Origin of the sequence: Actinomadura bangladeshensis, assembly GCF_004348335.1 — a bacterium.
In the GTDB taxonomy this organism is placed as follows: Bacteria; Actinomycetota; Actinomycetes; order Streptosporangiales; family Streptosporangiaceae; genus Spirillospora; species Spirillospora bangladeshensis.
On sequence record NZ_SMJW01000445.1, the window covers coordinates 1 to 3,473 of the forward strand.

At 73.6% G+C, this 3,473-nt stretch carries 4 protein-coding genes; 1 reads left to right on the forward strand and 3 read right to left on the reverse strand.

Translation table 11 applies throughout. The features are described 5' to 3' along the window. Positions 1 to 664, reverse strand: a 664-nt coding sequence (locus E1284_RS39555) for a hypothetical protein (protein ID WP_131945257.1), incomplete at its 3' end; no start/stop codon positions are given. Positions 665 to 673: 9 nt separating this feature from the next. Next, on the reverse strand, positions 674 to 922 hold the full coding sequence (locus E1284_RS39560) for a hypothetical protein (RefSeq protein WP_131945258.1): 249 nt from the start codon (positions 920 to 922) through the stop codon (positions 674 to 676). A 405-nt stretch (positions 923 to 1,327) separates the two neighbouring features. On the opposite strand from E1284_RS39560, the gene E1284_RS39565 reads away from it, so the two are divergent. Then, positions 1,328 to 2,575 carry a PucR-like N-terminal domain-containing protein gene (locus E1284_RS39565; RefSeq protein ID WP_131945259.1) on the forward strand — a complete coding sequence of 416 codons (1,248 nt, stop codon included), beginning with the start codon at positions 1,328 to 1,330 and terminating at the stop codon, positions 2,573 to 2,575. 80 nt (positions 2,576 to 2,655) lie between these two features. Here the strand turns inward: E1284_RS39565 and E1284_RS39570 are convergent. After that, positions 2,656 to 3,473: alpha/beta hydrolase family protein (locus E1284_RS39570; protein WP_131945260.1), on the reverse strand; the 818-nt coding region annotated here is incomplete at its 5' end.

The following is a 3,473-nucleotide window of genomic DNA, read 5'->3' on the forward strand; positions in this document are numbered from 1 at the left end:
CCTCGGGCGCGGCCGGGCGGGGCTCGTCCCGGGGACGGTCCCGGAGCCGCCGCGCGGCCTGCCGGAGGGCGCGCTCCCCGACGAGCCGGGTCAGCTCCAGGCCCCAGCAGTCCAGCTTGTCGGCGTCGGTGAGGTCGTCGCGGTGGCTGAGTTCGGCGGCGAGGCCGCCGAGCCGCTGCGCCTCGGACAGGTCGAACTCCCGCATCAGGTGGCAGCACAGTTCGGCGAGGGCCGCGTGGTCGCGCTCGAACGACAGCCCCGACAGGTCGTTGTGCGACAGCCTGCTGAGCGCGCGCTTGCGCTCCAGCTCGCCGTCGGCGATCCGGAGGATGCCGTTCAGGAGGGAGACGGGGCCGGTGCCCGCGGCCCGGCTCTGGGCGGGGCCGAACGACATCCGCAGGACGGCCGCGGACCCGATCCCGGCGGCGATCACCCGGACGGCCATGATGCTCGACGGGGGCGTGTCGGCGGGCAGCCCGAACGTCCAGCCGGCGGCGATGACCGCGATCAGCGCGACGACGGACGCGCCGGCGTTGACGAGGACGAACAGCAGCCCGCCCGGCGACAGCAGGGCGGAGAGGGGCTTGTCGCGGTAGCGCGCGACGAGTTCGGCGAGGCCGATCGCGCCGCCGATCAGGGCGGCGAGAAGCATCTCGGTGGTCATGGCCTTCCTCTACGCGCTGCGGGCGGTCAGCCGGCCGAACGGGGACTCCTCGCGCCGGTCGCGCCGGGCGAGCAGGGTGGCGGGACGCTGCCGGGCGGCCAGTTCGGTGCGCTCGACCTCCAGGAACACCAGCAGCCATTCCGCGGGACCGGCGGCGAGTCCGTTGTGGGTGCGCAGCGCCTGCTCGCGGGCGCCGAGAAAGGCCAGCAGCCAGCCGGTGGGGCCGGCCGCCCCGGCGGTTCGAATTCGTGAATACATGCGGACGACCTTGTCGCAGGCGGGCGGGGAAGTCGACGTCCGCCGGGTCAAGTTTTCGCGGCGGAGGAGGGTTGGGACGCCATTGCCGTTACGTCGCGAAAGTCCGTTCGGCGCCGCTGATCTCCACCCCATTGGGAGGTGATCCGGCGCGGTTTGGAGCGGGCAGTGAATTTCTTTGCGAAGAATTCCGCTTCGGCGCCGGGACGTCCGCCCCGGGGAGATCTCTTTTCCGGTCGCGGACGCCCCGAAGGGCCGCCCGTGCCCCGCACTCGACGCCCGGACGACACGCCGCGCGGGCGGTTCGCGCAGGGCGGGGCAACTGTCAGCCGGGTGACAATCCGCGCCCGCCGAAACTTTCCGTGCCCGCCTATCCCCGGACGGCCGCCGCGTCCGACCCTGTGGACCATGAGCCGGAACCGGTCGTCCAGCGGGTCGTCGAGCGGGTCGTCCAGCGCCGCGGACTTCCCGCTCTCTGGGGTGCCGGCGCAGGTCGCGGAGCCGATGCTGCCGCACCTGGAGGCGGCGGCGGTCGAGATGGTGCGGGAGATCCAGGGCCTCGTCCCGGAGTACGCGCGCCCGCCGGAGAGCCGCTACGGCCGGCGGATGCGGTGGGCGGTCGAGGAGACCGTCCGGCAGTTCGTCGACGCGATCGGCCGCCCGGACATGGACTGGGAGAAGGTCACCGCGATCTTCGAGGGCATCGGCGCGTACGAGGCGCGGCAGGGCCGGCGCCTGGACGGGCTGCAGACCGCGATCCGGGTGAGCGGCCAGGTCGCGTGCCGCCGGTTCATCAAGGACGCGCGCAGGCTCGGCTGGTCGCTGGACACCCTCGGCCGGTTCACCGAGTCGCTGTTCGTGTTCCTGGAGCGCATCGCCGGCGCGGCCGGGCAGGGCTACGCGCGGGCGCAGGGCGAGATCGCGGGCGAGCGGGAGCGGTTCCGGCGGCGGCTGCGCGACCTGCTGGTCATGGAGCCGCCGGCGAGCGCGGAGGCGATCGGGGAGCTGGCCGCGTCGGCGGACTGGCCGGTGCCGCGGACGCTGGCCGCCGTCGCCGTCCGCCCCGGCCCCGGCGACGCCGTCCCGGTGCTGCCGCCGATGTTCCTCGCCGACTGGGACGCGCCCGAGCCGTACCTGATCTGCCCGGATCCGGACGGCCCCGGCCGCGACCGGATGCTCACCGCGATCAAGGGCACGAGGTCGGCGGCGATCGGCCCGGCCGTCCCGCCCGCGCGGACGGCGCTCTCGCTGCGCTGGGCCCGGCGCGGCCTCGCGCTGGTCGAGCGCGGTGCGCTGCCGGGCAAGGAGCCGCTGCGCTGCCTGGACCATCTGCCGAGCCTGGTCGCGACGCAGAGCGAGGAGCTGCTGGACGTGGCGCTCGGCAGCCGGCTCGCGCCGCTGATGAAGCTGCCGCCGCACCGGCGGGACGCGCTGTCGCGCACGATGCTGACCTACATGGAGTGCCGCGACAACGCGGTGGCGGCGGCGGAGCGGCTGCTGGTGCACGAGCAGACCGTCCGGTACCGGATCCGGCGGCTGGAGGAGGCGCTCGGCGGCGTGATGCTCGACCCGGACCGGCGGATCGAGCTGCTGCTGCTCCTGCACCATCTCGTCCGGCTCGACACCGGCGACCGGCGGCTGTCCCCGGCCGACTGACCCGGGGCGCGGGGGCGGCGCGAGGGGACGGTGGTGGCGGCTGGGGCGTCAGCCATCACCACCGTCCGGACCGGTGGGAGTCAGCCGGTCGGGCAGGTGCCCTCGTACACGGCGATGTCGTCGTCGGGCTGCGGCTCGGGGCAGAGGAACCGGTCGTAGCGGACGTCATTGTCGACGAACCGCTTCATCCACGCGATCGCGTATTTCGCGATGGTCGTATTGGGCGAGTTGAAGGTCATGTGCCCGGCATTCCGCAGCTCGAGGTACGCCTTTTCGGGGACACCGGTGAGGCCCGTGTAGTACGAGTGCGCCATCGAGTCGGCGGGGGCGATGAAGTCGTTGTCCGCGCCCATGATGAGGGTCGGTGTCTGGACGCTCTTCCAGTCGTAGTTGAGGTCCCAGGGCGCGAGCGGCACGGCGGCCTGCAGCGAGGTCCGCTTCTTCTCGGCCTCCAACGTCCCGCCGCCGCCCATGGAGTGGCCCATGACGGCGAGGCGGGTCGGGTCGATGCGGTTCTTCACGCCGCTCTTGCCGGTCAGGTAGTCGAGCGCGGCGAGGAGCTGGTCGCCGCGGGCGGCCGGCTGGTCGAGGAGGCTGCCGGTCTCCAGCGTCATGACGACGAAGCCCTGGGACGCGAGGCGCGGCCCGTACCAGTCGATCAGGGCCTGCGGGGAGACGAAGCCGGGCGAGACGGCGATGGCGCCGAACGTGCCCTGGCCGAGATCGGTCGGCGCGTAGATCGTGCCCCTGTTGAAGCCGGTGCCGCTGCCCGCCGGAACGTCGATCTTCTCGATGGCGAACGGGCCCTTCTCCGCGGTGATGCTCGCCTCGGTCGGCGCGGGCCCGCGCTCGTAGGGAGTGGCGGCGAGCTGGAGGGCGGGCTGGACGGGGCCGGTGG

What these genes read in the sequence shown, in the direction of transcription:
- E1284_RS39565 (WP_131945259.1), top strand. Translation starts at nt 1,328, where the DNA reads ATGAGCCGGAACCGGTCGTCCAGCGGGTCGTCGAGCGGGTCGTCCAGC.
- E1284_RS39560 (WP_131945258.1), bottom strand. Translation starts at nt 922, where the DNA reads ATGTATTCACGAATTCGAACCGCCGGGGCGGCCGGCCCCACCGGCTGG.